16 protein-coding genes and 1 other annotated feature are annotated in these 17152 nt (G+C 45.6%); of the genes, 9 read left to right on the top strand and 7 right to left on the bottom strand.

The window, feature by feature from the left end:
* The first annotated feature begins 33 nt into the window (after window positions 1-33).
* Both recQ and MKY63_RS04165 read left to right on the top strand, forming a co-directional pair.
* On the top strand, window positions 34-1869 hold the full coding sequence (recQ, locus tag MKY63_RS04170; RefSeq protein WP_038569203.1) for a DNA helicase RecQ: 1836 nt from the start codon (window positions 34-36) through the stop codon (window positions 1867-1869).
* 15 nt (window positions 1870-1884) lie between these two features.
* Window positions 1885-3792, top strand: a complete 1908-nt coding sequence (locus MKY63_RS04165) for a B12-binding domain-containing radical SAM protein (protein ID WP_339811626.1) — start codon at window positions 1885-1887, stop codon at window positions 3790-3792.
* Window positions 3793-5283: 1491 nt separating this feature from the next.
* On the opposite strand, the gene MKY63_RS04160 is transcribed toward MKY63_RS04165, so the two are convergent.
* From MKY63_RS04160 to MKY63_RS04145, 4 genes are read right to left on the bottom strand one after another with little or no spacing between them, the layout of a single operon-like run.
* Complete coding sequence (locus tag MKY63_RS04160; RefSeq protein ID WP_339811625.1) at window positions 5284-6234, bottom strand: alpha/beta hydrolase; 951 nt, start codon at window positions 6232-6234, stop codon at window positions 5284-5286.
* A 27-nt stretch (window positions 6235-6261) separates the two neighbouring features.
* Window positions 6262-7230 carry a type I phosphomannose isomerase catalytic subunit gene (locus tag MKY63_RS04155; protein ID WP_076273455.1) on the bottom strand — a complete coding sequence of 323 codons (969 nt, stop codon included), beginning with the start codon at window positions 7228-7230 and terminating at the stop codon, window positions 6262-6264.
* Window positions 7231-7278: 48 nt separating this feature from the next.
* Window positions 7279-7881, bottom strand: a complete 603-nt coding sequence (locus MKY63_RS04150; RefSeq protein WP_036679532.1) for a class I SAM-dependent methyltransferase — start codon at window positions 7879-7881, stop codon at window positions 7279-7281.
* Window positions 7881-8837: a TIGR01212 family radical SAM protein gene (locus tag MKY63_RS04145; RefSeq protein WP_339811621.1), complete on the bottom strand. Its 957-nt coding sequence runs from the start codon at window positions 8835-8837 to the stop codon at window positions 7881-7883. Before MKY63_RS04145 ends, MKY63_RS04150 begins: the two co-directional genes overlap by 1 nt.
* A 324-nt stretch (window positions 8838-9161) precedes the next feature.
* On the opposite strand from MKY63_RS04145, the gene MKY63_RS04140 reads away from it, so the two are divergent.
* Both MKY63_RS04140 and trmB read left to right on the top strand, forming a co-directional pair.
* A complete protein-coding gene (locus tag MKY63_RS04140; RefSeq protein WP_036679526.1) occupies window positions 9162-9341 on the top strand; it encodes a hypothetical protein in 180 nt (59 codons plus the stop codon).
* Window positions 9342-9537: 196 nt separating this feature from the next.
* Window positions 9538-10254 (top strand): tRNA (guanosine(46)-N7)-methyltransferase TrmB, encoded by a 717-nt coding sequence (trmB, locus tag MKY63_RS04135; protein ID WP_339811618.1) that lies wholly within the window; start codon window positions 9538-9540, stop codon window positions 10252-10254.
* An 86-nt stretch (window positions 10255-10340) separates the two neighbouring features.
* Here the strand turns inward: trmB and MKY63_RS04130 are convergent, their stop codons facing one another.
* The gene (locus MKY63_RS04130) at window positions 10341-11456 is read right to left on the bottom strand and encodes a glycosyltransferase (RefSeq protein ID WP_339811616.1); all 1116 of its coding nucleotides are present in this window, start codon (window positions 11454-11456) and stop codon (window positions 10341-10343) included.
* A 51-nt stretch (window positions 11457-11507) separates the two neighbouring features.
* A complete protein-coding gene (locus MKY63_RS04125; protein WP_036679516.1) occupies window positions 11508-12035 on the bottom strand; it encodes a phosphatase PAP2 family protein in 528 nt (175 codons plus the stop codon).
* Window positions 12036-12440: 405 nt separating this feature from the next.
* Here MKY63_RS04125 and MKY63_RS04120 point away from each other — a divergent pair, with 405 nt between their 5' ends.
* From MKY63_RS04120 to rplT, 4 genes are all read left to right on the top strand, one after another.
* Window positions 12441-13679 carry a glycosyltransferase family 2 protein gene (locus tag MKY63_RS04120; RefSeq protein WP_036679513.1) on the top strand — a complete coding sequence of 413 codons (1239 nt, stop codon included), beginning with the start codon at window positions 12441-12443 and terminating at the stop codon, window positions 13677-13679.
* A 78-nt stretch (window positions 13680-13757) separates the two neighbouring features.
* Window positions 13758-13902 (top strand) — a sequence feature (ribosomal protein L20 leader region).
* 57 nt (window positions 13903-13959) lie between these two features.
* Window positions 13960-14457: a translation initiation factor IF-3 gene (gene infC / locus MKY63_RS04115; RefSeq protein WP_036679510.1), complete on the top strand. Its 498-nt coding sequence runs from the start codon at window positions 13960-13962 to the stop codon at window positions 14455-14457.
* Between the two features lie 60 nt (window positions 14458-14517).
* Window positions 14518-14718, top strand: coding sequence for a 50S ribosomal protein L35 (rpmI, locus tag MKY63_RS04110; RefSeq protein ID WP_036679507.1), 201 nt, complete (start codon window positions 14518-14520; stop codon window positions 14716-14718).
* A 31-nt stretch (window positions 14719-14749) separates the two neighbouring features.
* Window positions 14750-15109, top strand: a complete 360-nt coding sequence (gene rplT / locus MKY63_RS04105) for a 50S ribosomal protein L20 (protein ID WP_036679505.1) — start codon at window positions 14750-14752, stop codon at window positions 15107-15109.
* Window positions 15110-15238: 129 nt separating this feature from the next.
* Here rplT and MKY63_RS04100 read toward each other — a convergent pair whose 3' ends face one another.
* Complete coding sequence (locus MKY63_RS04100; protein WP_051491073.1) at window positions 15239-15781, bottom strand: acyl-CoA thioesterase; 543 nt, start codon at window positions 15779-15781, stop codon at window positions 15239-15241.
* 309 nt (window positions 15782-16090) lie between these two features.
* Here MKY63_RS04100 and MKY63_RS04095 point away from each other — a divergent pair, with 309 nt between their 5' ends.
* Window positions 16091-17140, top strand: coding sequence for a BMP family ABC transporter substrate-binding protein (locus MKY63_RS04095; protein WP_036679503.1), 1050 nt, complete (start codon window positions 16091-16093; stop codon window positions 17138-17140).
* Window positions 17141-17152: the final 12 nt, after the last annotated feature.

Below are 17152 nucleotides of genomic sequence, written 5' to 3'. Positions count from 1 at the left end.
AAAGATAGAAACGCCTAAGGAGTCATGATAGATATGAAGATGCAAGCACCTACTATTGAACAGGCGCAGGCTGAGCTGCAAAAATATTACGGTTATCCAGACTTTCGGGATGGCCAGAAAAAGATTGTTCAGAACTTGCTGGAAGGACGCGACACATTGGGAATCCTCCCTACGGGTGGCGGGAAATCAATCTGTTATCAGGTTCCTGCATTGCTCCTGCCAGGGCTGACACTGGTGATATCACCACTGATCTCGCTGATGAAAGACCAGGTGGATGCGTTAACTACCGCGGGTATTCCGGCAGCCTTTATTAATAGCACGTTAAGCGGAAAAGAAGTGAATGAGCGGATTCGGGCTGCCCGGCGGGGTGATTTGAAGCTGCTCTATGTTGCGCCCGAAAGGCTTGAGCTGGACTGGTTCCGTCTGGAAATGGCTGAGCTGTCAATTTCCTGCGTGGCTGTTGATGAAGCGCACTGTGTATCCCAGTGGGGGCATGATTTTCGGACAAGTTATCTGTCTGTGTCTCCATTTGTAGATGAGCTGCCTGACCGGCCGATCTTGGCTGCATTTACTGCCACGGCGACGCCGGAGGTTATGGAGGATATGGTCCGGCTGCTGCGTTTGCGCGAGCCGGGTATTTTCATGACGGGACTAGGAAGAGACAATCTGGCAATGTCCGTACTGCGGGGAGAGAACAAGCGGGAGTTCGTTATGGATTATGCGGCTACGCATTCCCACCAGCCGGGGATTGTATATGCGGCAACCCGCAAAGAAGTGGATGATCTGTATCAGAGGCTGCAGGCCTCTGGCATAGCAGCAGGTCGCTATCATGCGGGTATGAATGATCAGGAGCGGGCAGATAGCCAGGAAGGGTTCCTCTATGACGATATCCGGGTTATGGTGGCTACGAATGCCTTTGGGATGGGGATTGATAAATCCAATGTCCGATACGTAATTCACTACAATATGCCCAAAAATATGGAAGCTTATGTTCAGGAAGCGGGTCGTGCTGGACGTGACGGGGAGCCGAGTGAATGTATTTTGCTGTTTAGTGCGCAGGATATTATGACGCAAAAGTTCCTGATCGAGCAGAATCCACAGGATACTGACCGTAAAGCTAACGAATATCGCAAGCTTCAGCAAATGATTGATTATTGCTATACTACTCGCTGCTTGCGCAGTGCCCAGCTGGATTATTTCGGGGAAGAACATGGGGACAAGCCATGTGGTATCTGCAGCTCATGTACGGATGAACGAGAGCTAGTGGATATGACCGTCGATGCGCAAAAGATCTTCTCCTGCATTCACCGCATGCGGGAGCGTTATGGTGTAGCGTTGGTAGCATCTGTGCTGAAAGGCTCTCGCAATCAAAAGGTGATGCAGTACGGCTTCGATAAGCTGCCCACACATGGGGCGATGTCGAGCCGGACGGAGAAGGAAATCTCAGAGAGTATCAATGTGCTTATCTCAGAAGGGTATCTTGCCTTGTCGGAAGGCCAGTACCCTGTAGTACGGCTACAGCCTCTGGCTGCCGAGGTCCTGCGCGGACAGCGTGAGGTGATGCAGCGTGTGGCGCGGCCTTCGCGGGCAGGCACAACATCCGGTACGAGAGTTCGTAGTCGGGGACATGACCTGTCGCCATCAGCCGTCAATGAGACTGTCTTTGAGCAGCTGCGTCTTATCCGGCGTGAATTGGCAGGACGCGAGCATGTGCCATCGTACATTATTTTTAATGATGCCACGCTGCGTGAGATGAGTGTGGTTTGCCCGCAGACCGAAGCGGAAATGCTGAGGGTAAAGGGTGTTGGGGAAGTGAAATACCGGAAGTACGGTAAGGCATTCTTAGAGTTTTTTCAAAATGAAATGTAGAAAAGGTCGTGTAACATGAAAATCGTCCTGACCACGTTAAACGCCAAATATATTCATACCTCACTCGCAATCCGCTTGCTAAAAGCGTACAGTGAGCATGAATTTAAGGATATTCATTTGGCAGAGTACACCATCAAAGATCCCGTGATGAATATCGTGTCCGACTTGTTTCAGAAACGGCCAGATGTGATTGGCTTCTCCTGTTATATCTGGAACATCGAAGAGACGCTGAAGCTGATCGGTATTCTTAAGCAAGTGATGCCTGAAGTTACGATTGTTCTCGGGGGACCGGAAGTTTCGTATGAGCCGCTTCATTGGATGAAAAGAGAAGCTGGCATTGATTTTATAGTCAATGGAGATGGGGAAGAGACGTTCCACCATTTGCTGCAGGAGCTAAGGGATGATCGTAAGTTTCACTTTGTGTATGGAGCCGCTTATCGCAAGGGAGAAGAGATCATCGTCAATCCTCCACGTCCCAAAAGCGATCTGAATACGCTGCCTACGCCGCATCGTTTTCCTGAGGATATTCCAGATTTGAGTAAACGTATTGTTTATTTTGAGACGAGCCGCGGATGCCCATTTAACTGCCAGTTCTGTTTATCCAGTATTGAAGTAGGCGTACGTTATTATGATATTGAACGAGTGAAATCTGATCTGCTTTATTTAATACAGAATGGCGCCAAAATCATTAAATTTCTGGACCGTACCTTCAATATCAACCGCAACTATGCGATGGAAATGTTTCAATTCCTGATCGATAATCATCAAGGCTGCGTGTTTCAGTTCGAAATTACCGCAGATATCATGCGGCCGGAAGTTCTGGATTTCCTATCTAAGAATGCACCTCCGGGTATTTTTAGATTTGAAATTGGGGTGCAATCTACCAACGATGAGACAAATGAGCTTGTTAAACGCCGCCAGAATTTCAAAAAGCTGTCCCGTACCGTAATGAAGATTAAGGCAAGCGGCAATATCGATCAGCATCTGGATTTGATTGCCGGACTACCTATGGAGGATTACAGTACCTTCCGTAAAACGTTTAATGATGTATTCGTTATGGAGCCGGAAGAGCTACAGCTAGGATTCCTCAAAATGCTGCGGGGAACGGGGCTGCGGGCGCAGGCGGCTAAATATGATTACACGTATATGGAACACGCACCTTATGAAATCCTTAGCAGTCATATGATGCCTTTCTCAGACATTATCCGTTTGAAGCGGCTTGAGGATGTGCTGGAGAAATACTGGAACAGCCACCGGATGGACCATACGGCCAAGTACTTGATCCGTCATGTATTTGATTCGCCATTCGATTTCTTTCAGGAGTTCGGTGACTACTGGGAGGAGAGAGGCTGGCAAAAGATCGGCCATCAGCTGGAAGATCTCTTCACCCGCTTGCAGTCCTTCCTGATAGATCGCGGGACGCCATCTATGGATGTTATAACTGGCTTGATGAAGCTCGATTATTTCCTTGGACACAAGTACAAGCCGCGCAAAATCTGGTGGGATTTCGTGCTGGATAAATCGGATTGGTCGAGCTATTTGAAGGATATCGCGGCTAATCCGGGTCAAATTTCTGCCCAATTGGCTGAAGCAGGACTTAACGAAAGAGAACTGCAAAAGTATACTGTGCTGGAAGTGTTGCCATTCTCGCTGGAAGCGGTGTTGGATTCCATCAGCGGCATGCGTGCCGATGAGGGCCTTGAGGATGGTGAAGCTGATATGGCTAATCTGGAGGCGTTGCCTTCGGCAGACTCGCCATTACAGGAAGCAGCAGATAGTAGTTTAGAAGAGACTGCCCAACCATCAAGCTCGGCTGTAGCTGTAGCGGAGCCCGCTTCCATTAGGGAAGGGCGCACGCTACTAATCGTAATGTATCAGCAGAACGAGAGCCAACGCGCTCAGTACTACACACTGCCTTTGTGATAGGCGGGTGGAAGGATAGACCGTTCCTTAATGGGACGGTCTATTTCTTTTGCCTTGTGCGCTAGCGCATCTGAGTCCGGAAGCGGCGTGGGAAGTGATGATGTGTAGTTAGCGTCATCTGGGTCCGGAAGTAGCGGGGAGAGTAATGATGTGTAGTTAGTGTCAACTGAGTCCGGAAGTGGCGGTAGAAAGTGATGTGTAGTTAGCGTTAGCTGAGTCTGAAAGTAGCGGAGAATGTAATTAGTGTAATGACTCGGCGCAGGCGGACCCAGCGGACCTTATACGTGGAATTATCCTGTTTTTTGGATGCTAACGGACCGCATAGTCGCTATTGGCATGAAAAACACCCAATATGGACCTGTTTCGCATGAATAGCTGCACTGGAGTCCGAAACCTAGCTCGAAAGGCTATAAATTAGCAAATAGCGTCAACTGAGTCCGGAAGTAGCAGGGGAGAGTAATGATGTGTAGTTAGTGTCAACTGAGTCCGGAAGCGGTGAGTAACCCGTCGCAGGCGGACCCAGCGGACCTTATACGTGGAATTATCCTGTTTTTTGGATGCTAACGGACCGCATAGTCGCTATTGGCATGAAAAACACCCAATATGGACCTGTTTCGCATGAATAGCTGCACTGGAGTCCGAAACCTAGCTCAAATGTCTGGAAATTAGCAAATAGCGTCCACTGAGTCCGAAAGTAGCTGGGGAGAGTAAAGATGTGTGGTTAGTGTCAACTGAGTCTGGAAGTAGCGGGGAGAGTGATGATATGTAGTTAGTGTCAACTGAGTCCGAAAGTAGCGGAGAATGTAATTAGTGTAATGACTCGTCGCAGGCGGACCCAGCGGACCTTATACGTGGAATTATCCTGTTTTTTGGATGCTAACGGACCGCATAGTCGCTATTGGCATGAAAAACACCCAATATGGACCTGTTTCGCTTGAATAGCTGCACTGGAGTCCGAAACCCAACTCGAAAGGCTATAAATTAGCAAATAGCGTCATCTGGGTCCGGAAGTAGCGGGAGAAAGTGATGTGTAGTTAGCGTTAGCTGAGTCTGAAAGTAGCGGGGAGAGTAATGATGTGTGGTTAGTGTCAACTGAGTCCGGAAGTAGCGGGGAGAGTAATGATGTGTGGTTAGTGTCAACTGAGTCCGGAAGTAGCGGGGAGAGTAATGATATGTAGTTAGTGTCAACTGAGTCCGCAAGCGGCGTGGGAAAGTAATGATGTGTAGCTAGTGACAACCGAGTTTGTACGTGGTGTGGGAGAGCGATGAGCTGAAGACAGCGTCAACTGAGTCCATTAGCGGTGGCGGAAGTTTATTTACTAAAGTTCAGATGCGCGGAGGAACTGGAGATTGTTAGATTGAGAAGTCTGCTGAGATAAGCTACCCAAACCGCAAACCGCAAACCGCAAACCGCAAAGAAGCGACCCCCCAAATAACGGGGGCATCGCTTCTATATTGTCTCATAAATTCACTAACAACCGCGTTTTTTTCTTAACTTATCGTTGTAACCTCTGAAGGAAGGTGGCTCTCTAACCAGTTGAGTACATCGGCTGTGACTTGATCTCGATTTACTTCATTTAGCATTTCGTGTCTGCCTTCTGGATAGAGTCGGTACTCAACGTCTGATACTCCTCGTTTCTTATACAACTCCGCAAGACGGGGAATGCCTTGACCGTTCATCCCGACAGGGTCCTTATCCCCACCAAATATATAAATGGGCTTACCTGTACATAATGTGCTAAGTGATTCCTCAGTATGAATCTCTCTTAGGAGGTGGAAGAAACCACGGAAAAAGCGGGTTGTACAAATAGCTCCGCAGAATGGATCGGAAATGTACTTATCTACTTCCGCAGTATCGCTGCTCAGCCAGTCAAATGTTGTTCTGACCGGGGAAAAAGCACGGTTATAGCTGCCGAATACCAGACTGTTCAGCAGTACACTGCGATGATGCTCACCCTTTAGCTTAAGCTGCGCGCTAGCCAAAGATTCTCCAATACGCAGCATACTGCGTGGACCGTTTGTCCCGCTTAGGATAAACCCTGAATAGATTTCGTTGCCTTCTTCGCACATGAGTTTTTGACCCAGAAAGGAACCCATACTATGTGCGAATAAAATGATGGGCATTCCTTCATGCTTGGAGAGTGCTGCGGCACCTACCTGCAGAAGATTGCGCCGCATCCAATAAAATCCGTCCTCCCCAACATCACCAAGCAGATTGACTTGACCAGCGGTTCTACCATGTCCCCGGTGGTCATTGGCATATACTGCATAACCAACCCCGGTTAAAGCTTCCGCAAAACGAGCGTAGCGGGCAGCAGTTTCACACATCCCGTGTGAAATTTGCACGATTCCTCTAACTGGCACATCGGACTCAGGTAACCATTCATAGACATGGATGGTTACACCTATGGGATCCGTTAGAGTAAAGCTGTTTTCCTTCATGGTCCATTCCTCCTAAAGGTTCTCGACTTATGGTAAATAAGAGCGAAGCACAGTAGAATGACCCTCGATAGTATAACGGCCTAGGTTGGAAGGAATCAGATAACATTCCCCTGCGGCATAAGGCTGGGAGCCGCCTTCCCAAGTCAGATGTCCGCTGCCTTCGCAGATAACCAGAATAGTGAAGCTGTCTTCTGAAGTGGTGAGATCCCATGAACCATTTACGATCCCTTTTTCGACAATAAAATAAGGTGAAGCGGCAAGCTGCAGCCACTCTCCAGCCACTGCATGATCGGTCTTCATCGAAGTAGCGCCGGCGCCTTCATAAGCTGTAACATTCAGAGAATCCTCGATATGAAGCTCGCGTGGTTTTCCATCTAGACCTGGACGGTCGTAGTCGTAAATACGGTATGTAGTGTCGGAATTCTGTTGAATTTCCGCTACAACGACACCAGCGCATAAAGCATGTACCGTTCCGGCAGGGATGTAGAAGGAATCGCCAGCGGAGACAGATACCTCTTGAAGGCTATCCATAACCGTGCCGTTTTCCAGTGCTTCACGTAATGTTTCACGGTCTACGCCTTCTTTAAGGCCGTAGATGATTTTTGCATCTGGCTTAGCGTCTAATACGTACCACATCTCTGTTTTGCCCAGTTCACCTTTAGGCAATCCTACATAATCATCCGTAGGGTGGACTTGAACGGAAAGGTTGTCGTTGCAATCCAACAATTTGATCAAGAGTGGAAATCTTCCGCCAGCTTCTGATATTCCCTTGCTTCCGAACCACTCATGACCAAATTGCTCACGAATTTGATCCAGACCTTGTCCAGCTAATTCTCCATTAACCACCGAAGATGTTCCATTCGCATGATCGGCAATCATCCAGCCTTCACCAATATGACCTTCTGGTAGATTCAGGCCGAATTTCTCCAGCGCGCGGCCACCCCAGACACGTTCTTTAAACTCCGGTTGAAATTTTAAAGGATATGGTTGTGTCATTCGTAATCTTCCTTCCCAATTACAAGATTGTTTGATTGTTTACAAAGCTTAAGATGGGGAACCTTTTTTCTTCTCGAGGGCAATTACATAAGGTGCGTCCGTGCGCTGCAGCTGACGGTATACAATGCTCTGCGCTACCTTAGGGGAAACAGTCGTTGCCCAAGCTTCAACAGCGGCGGCTTCGAGATCTCCGCCTGCATGGCCAGGATACAGTACAGCCGTAATAATTCCCCCCGGACGCAGCAGCTGGAGTGAAGCTTCCAGGGCTGCAATAGAGCTATCCGGCTCAGTAATGATATTCTTGTCGGCATCGCCTGAAGGCAGATAGCCAAGATTGAACATTACAGCACCAACGGTGCCTGGCCAGTTAGCCGGGACGGCTTCTGCCATTTCGGCATGGCTGCGTTCCAGTAAGGTAACGCCAGAGAGTGAAGAAGTTTCCTCCCGCGCAAGCCGGAGACGTTCTTCTGCCAGCTTCAGCGCCGCAGCTTGAATGTCAAAGCCGTAGACTTCGCCACGAGCTCCGGTTGTTTTGGCTAGAAAAAGCGTGTCAGCACCAGTACCTACAGTTGCATCAATCGCACGGTCACCTAAAGTCAGCCGCTCAGAGATTAATTTATGAGCAAAGCTTAGAACGGACATAAAGCCCATTAGCCCTTCCTCCAATACTTACCCTGCCAAGTATCACGAGCAACAAGCTCATCGTCAATGGCATTTAGCACTTCCCATTTCTTGAGACTCCACATCGGTCCAACTAAGAGATCCCGTGGGGCATCTCCAGTCAAGCGATGAACAATCATCTCAGGGGGCAGAATTTCAAGTGAATCAGCAATCAGCTTCACATACTCTTCCTGTTCCATGAATCGGAGCAATCCTGCTTCATACTGCTTCACCATTGGTGTTTTGCGCATGAGATGCAGAAGGTGAATCTTAATTCCCTGCACATCCATGCGAGCTACAGCAGATACCGTTTCAAGCATCATTTCGTGCGTCTCCTGTGGGAGACCGTGAATGATATGGGTACAGATTCGAATATTGTGACGGCGCAGCTTCTCTACAGCCTCCACATAACACTGCGTATCATGCGCCCGATTAATAAGCTCAGAAGTGGAGTCATGTATAGTCTGAAGACCCATCTCTACCCAAAGATACGTACGCTTGTTGAGCTCTGCTAAATATTCGACTACATCATCGGGCAGACAGTCAGGGCGGGTAGCAATAGACAATCCAACGACACCAGGCTGCTGCAAAATAACTTCGAAATATTCTTTCAGTTCTTCGACCGGAGCGTACGTATTAGTATAGGCTTGGAAGTAACCGATATATTTAGCATTTGGCCATTTCAAATGCTGTCTGTCACGGACGTTATTGAATTGTGTGACTAGGTCATCTCGGCGGCTTCCGGCAAAATCACCAGAACCTCTGGCACTGCAAAATGTGCAGCCTCCCTTAGCGATGGAGCCGTCACGATTGGGACAGGTAAAGCCTGCATCAAGCATAACTTTGAATACCTTGGTGTTCATGTGTTCACGCATTTCGTAATTCCAAGTATGAAAACGTTTATCTCCCCAAAGTTGCGGAGGAGAAGTGTATTGAAGATTAGACACGAGAAGCCCCTTTCTGAAAATATAATTATGGATAAGTTCCCTTATCCTTATATTTTTCTGAGACAGATGGCGTCCTTATCCCAGAGAACGCACAGCCGTTTCTTATAATCCAATACATTGTATCAAAAAACCGAGCTCGGCGTAACATTGACTCCCCATAACGGCATGAAAAATAGGCAGGAAATAAGGCGCTTTCGGCTTGAAAATGCTTACATAGTATGTTATATTCAGAGTGTGAAAAGCTGCTGTGGCATAAAGAAATTCATCCAGGAGTTCATAATTTCGTGTCGTCCGATCCATAATAATAACCGTGAGGTGATAGCAATGAATTCTCAAACGGTATATGCTGAGGGTAAAGATTCGATTGAAGTCCATTTAACGCCAGATGAAGCCCTTGCACTAACGGGCGTGGAATTTAACGGCAACCCTAAGATCAAGACAGATGCGCAGCGTAAAATTCGTAGCGCATTCGAAAAAAAGACATTTGCCACAAACACAAAGTAAATCCTGATCTGCCAGACAAGAACGAAATTTATTTCCAATATACAACAACGAAGGAATTCCTCTGAACAGCTCATTTAAGAGCTGAACCAGAGAATTCCTTTTTCTTTTTTACACCAATCCCTTTACTTTTTGGGACAATTTCGGCACAATATTGCAAGTGACAGTTATCGTATAAGAGATAATCGGAGGAATACCTATGCGTTTACGCGGAAGAAAAGGAATACGTGAAAGATTGGAAGAACAGACGGATTTAGTCATTCTAGATCCTCGGAGTTATAAAGGTGAGTGGTCCAAGCTGTTCGGTAACGATCATCCGATCCATGTGGAGTTCGGAATGGGCAAAGGACAGTTTATCAGCCAAATGAGCTTTAAATATCCTGATATTAACTTTATCGGAGTGGATATGTATGATGAGCTGATCCGCCGTGCTGGAGATAAGGCTAGAGCAGTATGGGAGCCGGCAGGACATGAAACACCGCCTAACCTGAAATTGGCACTTGCAAATATCGATTATGCTGAGGAAGTATTTGCTCCGGGAGAGCTTGAACGGATTTATCTTAATTTCAGCGATCCATGGCCTAAAAGCAAGCATGCCCGGCGTCGTTTGACACATCCGCGTTTTCTTGACAAATATCGCGGTTTGCTTAGCGATCTAGGTGAAATTCATCTGAAAACAGATTCCCGCAGTCTTTTTGAGTTCTCATTAAATGCCTTTGCGGACTTTGGCTTGCAGATGAAAAATATTTCTTTGGACCTACATGCAGATGGCATCATCAACGAGGATCATATCATGACAGAATATGAGACGAAATTTGTCGGACGTGGCGTGAATATCCATCGTTGCGAGGCAATTGTAGGCGCAGAAGCACTCAAACAGTATCAGGCTACCCGATTGGATAAATATCGGTTGTAGTTACAAAGCACTGCTCCATAAGGCATGCTTCAATAAAAAAGCGGCAAGTCTCCATGTGGTTTGGAGGCTGCCGCTTTTTTTATTAACTATTCCAATAATTCGATGATACTCTGAGCACATTGTAACGGGTGATAGCGAGCGATTTCTTCAAGGTGGAGTTTGCGCTTGTTTTGCACATCCTCATAGTTGTTCAAGAGGCGCTCCATCCACATTTCGACAACCTCTAAAGATTCGATGGGTTCTCCGAAGCCGGCTGCAGTAAAGTAGCGGCAATTCTCCTCCTCCTGACCGGGAAGAGGGTGATGGAAGAGCATGGGAATACCCTTTGCCAGCCCTTCACTGCAAGTCATTCCACCCGGTTTTGTAACCAGCAGATCGGAGACCTCCATCAGCTTGTGGATTTCACGCGTAAAGCCGATTAAGGAAATATTAGGATGATTATAATGCGGGTCTTCTTTCATTTCCTTTAGCAGCTGCTCATTTTTGCCGAGACAGAAAACAATTTGAATCTTGTCACGCCATTCCGCCAGACAAGCATTTACCACTTGGTCGTTCATGATTCCCCAGCCGCCGCCCATGACTAGAACGGTTGGCATCTCCCGCAGATTGAATTGCTCTCGAATCTCCTGCTTTCCGGGATGCTTCCAAAAATTAGGGTGTATCGGTATGCCTGTTACCTGAATTTTCGTGGAAGGAATATTTCGGCTGCGCAATTTGGATTTAACCTCAGGTGTTGAAACCAGATAAAGGTCTACCTCTGGGCTAATCCAGGTAGCATGCGCATCATAATCTGTTATAACGGTGACGAGCGGCACTTTTAAGGTAGGATCTAGTCTCTTTAGGCGGGATACTACAGCACCTGGAATAAAATGAGTGCAGACAATTACGTCAGGTTTCAGTTGTCTCACAATATTTTTGGCATGCGTATAAAATATACGATGCAAGGCAAGCGTGGTAAGACGATTAAATGATTTCTGGTGACGGTAGACATAACCCATTAATTTTGGCTGTGTCGTTACCGTCTTTCGGTAAGCAGACAGAATAATAGGTGCCATCTTGGGGTTTAGAAAATTTCCAAGTTCTAGCACCTTCGTTTGTAAATTAGGCGATAATTGGCGCAGACTGCTCGACAACGCATAAGCTGCTTGTGTATGTCCGGCGCCAAAACCTTCCGAGAGTATTAAGATTCTTTTTTTACGCAATGTTGATTCACCTATTCTCAAGGGTTTTCCCGGTTATTAACAATAAATGCTTCACATCCATAAGGCTATAGTACCAGCTGCTACGCAGGAACCGATCACTGCGCCAGCTATAACATCTGATGGATAATGCAATCCAAGATAAATACGAGAAAATCCGACAATACAAGCTAGCGGCAGCAGAATAACGGTCATAGCAGGAAACGCCAGCATATAAGGGACCGTAGAAGCAAAGATAGCTGTAGTATGACCAGATGGAAAAGAATGATCCTTTAATGGATTACGAAAAGTATTGGTTTCCGGTAACGCCAGATATGGACGCATTCGCGGGTACAGCTTTTTGGCGATAGCTACGGGTATATGGCTGACAGCTAGTGCTGTCAAGGCTTGTAAACCTGTAGTTCTCCAAGGCTCAGGAGCTAATACCCATATCAGTATATTGATAACAATCGTGCTTGTAGCTCCACCCAAATGAGTAAGGTAAAAGAGCCAAAAGTTCAAAAAACGATTATGCATTCGTCCGTTGATCCACTTAAAAAGATGCCGCTCCCAGAGATGTAGTTTCATGAATAAATGTCTCATATCTAATTCCCTCCGCTAGTCCGGTTACCGTTAACAGATGTTAATGCAGTAATCCGTTCTATAGCTTAGATCTGTCTTAATCATACTTTTTAAAGGTAGTTCATTTCAAGGAAAAGCTCAGGTTTACTCGAAATTTGCCAGTTTTGACTTAGAGCACTATTACGCTTTACAATGATTCAAGCAGACTAAACCTGTTTAAAAGGGTAAGAGATAAATAAGGATTCAAAAAAAGGAATCCATAGAATTCTTTTAAACAGCATATATAAAAATTGTGAAGTCTGCCGAGAATAAGAATACTCTTGGTCTATTGTTAAGGGATGCAACAAAAGGGTCAGAAAGAACGTCAAGCAAGCTAGAGAGAAAAAAAAGAACACCAAGAGTGAAAAAAGGGGGCATCAAAAGGTCATGACAGACGCACTGTTTGTTACGCTCCAAGTGATCTTGGCAGCAATCGCAGTCTATCAGTTTACGTTTTCATTATTCGGGCTGCACAGGAAAAAGAAAAAGACGCAGTATAAGCCGGAAAAATCTTTTGCCGTACTTGTTGCCGCACATAACGAGGAAGAAGTTGTCGGCGCATTAATGGAGAATCTGAAGCAGCTTAATTATCCATCAGAACTGTACGATGTATTTGTAATTTGTGACAATTGTACAGATGGTACAGCTCGCATCGTTAGAGAACACGGCATGAACGCTTGTGTCCGCACCAATGCAAATCTGAGAGGTAAAGGCTACGCAATAGAATGGATGCTTAAAGAGCTGTGGGCTATGCCGCGGCAATATGATGCTGTTGTCATGTTCGATGCCGATAACTTGGCGCATACTGAGTTCCTGATGGAGATGAATAATGATCTTTGTTCAGGTGCACGGGTAATCCAAGGTTATATCGATACCAAGAATCCAGAGGATTCCTGGATTACAGCTGCTTATGGTATTTCGTACTGGTATATTAACCGTTTGTGGCAACTTTCACGCCATAATTTAAATATGGCTAACTTCCTTGGCGGAACCGGAATGTGTTTTGAGACCACACTTCTTAAAGAAATGGGCTGGGGAGCTACAAGTTTGGTCGAGGACTTGGAGTTTACGATGCGTAGTGCAGCACATGGTGTATATCCTAAGTTCAATTATGATGCAAAGGTATTTGATGAGAAGCCGTTAACCTTCAAGGCCTCCTCAAGACAGCGTCTGCGTTGGATGCAGGGGCACTTCACTGTTGCTCGCCGTTATTTTTTTCCATTGCTTTGGCAAAGTATTAAAGAACGCAGCTTAACGAAGTTTGACCTCGCGCTTTATGGAGCGAATGTATATATTGTATTGCTCACTTTTTTAATGACGGCGGTAATGTGGGTGGATATGGCGTTCTTTAACGGACCGAATATCGCTAACATTTACGGCAGCTTGCCGATCTGGCTCAGCTTCCTAGCTATTGGCGCCAATCTGGTGACTTTTGGTATTGCGATGGCATTAGAGAAGGTTACGTTTAAGAAAGTGTATGCTTATCTTGTATTCTTCCCGATCTACTTGATCTCGTGGTATCCGATTACGTTCTATGCGTTCTTCACGCAGAACAATAAGCAATGGAGCCATACCAAGCATACTCGCGTAGTACGACTTGAAGAGGTACAAAGTAAGCAGGTATAAAGTTCACGAAATTTCTGCATAAAAGGATTGACACCCCAAATAGTGTGGTGTATAGTATTCAAGTACGCAAATCATAGGGATTGCAAGAAGAAGCACCTGCTTCTCACCTGACTGGCATATTCGCCGGCTGGTTTTGATCTCAATGCTTTATGAATGTTAATGTTCATGAACGTTGATCAAACACGGGGTGTCGGGTGTTACCGGCACCCCTTTTTTATGGAGTTACGTGAGAATAGTTGTTAAAAAGATCCGGAGGTGGAGAGTTATCAGTAAGGAACATATGATCAATGATGAAATTCGGGCCAAAGAGGTACGGTTGGTTGGTGCGGAAGGTGAGCAAATCGGAATTAAACCGATCCGCGAAGCGCTGCAAATGGCGATCGATCTTAATCTGGATCTAGTCAATGTAGCACCACAGGCTAAGCCGCCGGTATGCCGCATCATGGATTACGGCAAGTTCCGTTATGAAACGCAGAAGAAAGAGAAGGAAGCGCGTAAAAACCAGAAGGTCGTTGATATCAAGGAAGTCTGGTTCCGTGCTAACATTGAGGAACATGATTATCAAACTAAGTTCCGCAATGTGATCAAGTTCTTGGGTGAGGGCGATAAAGTGAAGTGCTCCGTACGTTTCCGCGGACGTGAGATTACACACGCGAATATCGGCCAAAAAATCCTCGAACGAGTGAAGAACGAAGTGGCTGATATATCTGTTGTTGAGCGCCAGCCAAAGCTGGAAGGCCGCAGCATGATTATGATTTTGGCTCCTAAAGCTCAATAAATCTGGAGTCACTTGCTTATCTGCAATTTGGCGCCGCATAATATTCAAGGAGGAAACACCATGCCTAAGATGAAAACACACAGCAGCCTGAAAGGCCGCTTCAAAATTACCGGAACTGGTAAAGTAACACGTTACAAAGCTCACAAAAACCACTTGCTGTCCCACAAATCTAAACGCGCTAAGCGCGTTCTGAACGGAAATCCAGTAATGGCCCCTGGGGATGTAAGACGTTTGAAACAAGGATTGGCTAACTTGAAATAGTTTATTACACATTTTTGGGAGGTTTATTAATATGGCAAGAGTTAAGGGCGGATTTGTAGTTCGTCGTAAACATAAAAAAGTGTTGAAATTGGCAAAAGGTTATTTCGGTTCTAAACACCGTATTTTTAAAACAGCTAAAGAACAAGTAATGAAATCGATGGTTTACGCTTACCGCGACCGTCGTCAAACTAAACGTAACTTCCGCAGACTGTGGATCGTTCGTATTAATGCAGCAGCTCGTTTGAACGGTCTTTCTTACAGCAAGCTTGTATACGGCCTGAAATTGGCTGGTGTAGAAGTTAACCGTAAGATGCTGGCTGATCTGGCTGTGAATGATCTTAACGCATTCAACTCCTTGGCTGGTATTGCTAAAGAGAAAATCAACGCGTAAGTGTTGTAATATAACCGAAAAGCACCGCCTGCGGGTTGCCCATGCAGCGGTGCTTTTTTGTGCGGTAAGATAGGTAGGAAGCAGCATTGGGTTTCCCTACATAAAAGAAAAAGCTCTGCGGATGCAGAACTATTCCCAATACTTTATGGTATTTAATTGAGCAGCGAGCTTTTTGCTGATGTTGCGGCGTACTTTTCGCAGCTCGGAACGTTCATTAGCGGATTCATTGATCAGCTTCTCTTCGTCTGTCTCTGGGATAATAGCTGGAACCGGAGTAGGTGTGCCATCCTCTTCGACTGCGACAAAGGTTAGAAATGAAGTGGCAGCGACAGCGCGCTCTCCAGTATATAGATTTTCTGAAATGATCTTTACAAACACCTCTATGCTTGTCCGTCCAGTCCAGGAGACGAAGGATTCAAAACATACGGAGTCAGTAGGCCGAATGGGTCTCAAGAAGTCTACAGAGTCTGTAGAGGCTGTGACGACGTTAGTCCGACAATGGCGCATAGCTGAAATGGAGGCTACTTCATCGATGCCGCTCATAAGCTTGCCGCCGAATAATGTTTTGTGATTATTGACATCATTAGGGAAAACGCGTCCGGTTTTGAAGACACGGGATTCACGGCAATATTTGAAGGCCGGTGTTGTTTGTGGATTTATTTCTTCGGTCATGATCTGATAACTTCCTTTCAGTGCAATTACTAAGGAATCATAATAATAGAAAACACTTAAGTGTGCAATAATATTTGTAATGTGTTGGAATACTATACAGAGTAAAATCAGGGTTTCTGACATTAACCAGACATAACTATAACATGCTATGTCATGGAAAGCGGTTACTTGCTAAAAAGTGCAAATTATTATTGACCTGAGGTCATTTATGCACTGGATTTTAGATTTTATTGCAGTTATAATTTGAACTAATGGAATGTCCAAGCAGAACACAGAAGACATCCAATATTTTAAGGGGGATTACATTCAATGAAAAAAGGTTTAAAGCTATCTCTTGCAATGTTGCTGTCTCTTACAGTCGTTTTGACAGGCTGTGGAAACAACAATAACAACGCCGCTAAAGGTGAAACTAATGCAGGAACCAATGCAGGAACAAACGCACCTAAATCCGATTTCAAATTTGGTATGGTTACTGACATTGGTGGCGTAAACGATAAATCGTTTAACCAATCCGCATGGGAAGCATTGCAAGCTCTTGAAAAAGAAACAGGTAGTGGCGTTAAGTACTTGCAAAGTAAATCAAATGCTGACTATGAGCCAAACCTTAACTCCTTCGTTAAAGATGGATACAACTTGACTTGGGGTATTGGTTTTGATCTTGGCGACGCAATTAAAAAAGTAGCTACTGAGAACCCAAATGCTAACTTGGCTATCATTGATAGCGTAGTTGAAGCTCCTAACGTAGCTTCCGTTACTTTCTCCGAAAATGAAGGTTCTTTCTTGGTTGGGGTGGTTGCTGGTCTGACTACAAAAACTAACAAAGTTGCATTCATCGGTGGTCTGGAAAGCCCTGTAATCAAACGTTTTGAAGCTGGCTTTAAAGCTGGTGTAGCAGCAGTTAACCCTTCAGCTAAAGTAACACCTACTTATGCTGGTGGTTATGACAAACCAGACGTTGGTAAATCTCTTGCAGCTACATTGTATAACGACGGAAACGACATTATCTTCCCTGCTGCTGGACAAACAGGAAATGGCGTATTCAACGAAGCTAAAGCTCGTAACAAAGCAGGCGGTTCTAAAGTATGGGTTATTGGTGTAGATAAAGACCAATCCATCGAGTTTGGTACTGACGTTACTTTGACTTCCATGATCAAACGTGTAGACGAAGCTGTTCTTAAAGTTTCTAAAGAAGTAATTGACGGTACGTTCAAGGGTGGTACTACAACCGTTCTTGGTCTGAAAGATAATGGTGTAGGTATTTCTGATACTAAGGACAACGTTTCTGAAGAGATCCTGGCTAAAGTTGAAGAATACAAAAAACAAATCATTGATGGAACAATCACTGTTCCTTCCGAGTAATAGTTAGTCTCC

This window comes from Paenibacillus sp. FSL R7-0189 (genome assembly GCF_037969925.1).
Lineage (GTDB): Bacteria > Bacillota > Bacilli > Paenibacillales > Paenibacillaceae > Paenibacillus_AQ > Paenibacillus_AQ odorifer.
Note: the sequence above shows the minus strand (reverse complement) of the source record. Positions and strands in the feature narration are given on the sequence as shown.